This is a genomic window from Pseudomonas sp. MD195_PC81_125 (genome assembly GCF_014060985.1).
GTDB lineage: Bacteria > Pseudomonadota > Gammaproteobacteria > Pseudomonadales > Pseudomonadaceae > Aquipseudomonas > Aquipseudomonas parakoreensis.
Map to the genome: position 1 here is coordinate 1 of NZ_JABULD010000920.1, position 831 is coordinate 831.

1 protein-coding gene, 1 tRNA gene and 1 pseudogene are annotated in these 831 nt (G+C 52.6%); all 3 read left to right on the forward strand.

What is annotated here, in order from left to right; translation table 11 throughout:
* Positions 1-285: pseudogene (locus HT737_RS30345) on the forward strand (4-(cytidine 5'-diphospho)-2-C-methyl-D-erythritol kinase); the annotation flags it as partial.
* Positions 286-322: 37 nt separating this feature from the next.
* Positions 323-397: transfer RNA gene (locus HT737_RS30350), tRNA-Gln, on the forward strand.
* Between the two features lie 45 nt (positions 398-442).
* A partial coding sequence (gene prs, locus HT737_RS30355; protein ID WP_182404668.1) for a ribose-phosphate diphosphokinase occupies positions 443-831 on the forward strand: 389 nt, incomplete at its 3' end.

Here is an 831-nt window from a genome sequence, read left to right on the forward strand (position 1 = left end):
ACACGCCGCCCATTAAAAGTGCGCCCCGTTCCCGAGGGAAACAGTCGAAATGACTGCTTGCCGGTGGTTGCAAGGCGTTATCCAGAGGTACGTAACGCATTGGATTTGTTAGGTAAATTTACCGAAGCAAAACTCACCGGAACTGGAAGTTGTGTGTTTGGGGGCTTCCCAAGCAAAGCTGAAGCTGATAAAGTCTCGGCCCTTCTTACAGAGACCCTTACAGGGTTTGTAGCAAAAGGAAGCAACGTTTCGATGTTGCATCGCAAGCTGCAAAGTCTGCTCTAAAAGGAATCAAGTGCCAGGCACTTGAAGCAACAGATACAGGGGCGTCGCCAAGCGGTAAGGCAGCAGGTTTTGATCCTGCCATGCGTTGGTTCGAATCCAGCCGCCCCTGCCATTTTCTATACTCATCCAGGTTACCCTCAGCCTCTAGGTACTGCGCGTGTCCAAGATGATGGTCTTTACGGGGAACGCTAACCCCGATCTGGCTCGGCGTGTTGTACGTCAGCTGCATATCCCTCTCGGTGACATCTCTGTCGGCAAGTTTTCCGACGGCGAAATTACTGCCGAGATCAATGAAAACGTTCGCGGTAAAGACGTTTTCATTATTCAGCCGACTTGCGCCCCGACCAACGATAACCTGATGGAACTGGTCGTGATGGCTGATGCCTTCCGCCGCTCCTCGGCTACTCGTATCACTGCTGTTATTCCTTATTTTGGTTATGCCCGTCAGGATCGCCGTCCGCGTTCCGCACGTGTGGCTATCAGCGCGAAAGTCGTTGCTGACATGCTTACCGTAGTCGGCATCGACCGTGTGCTCACGGTTGATCT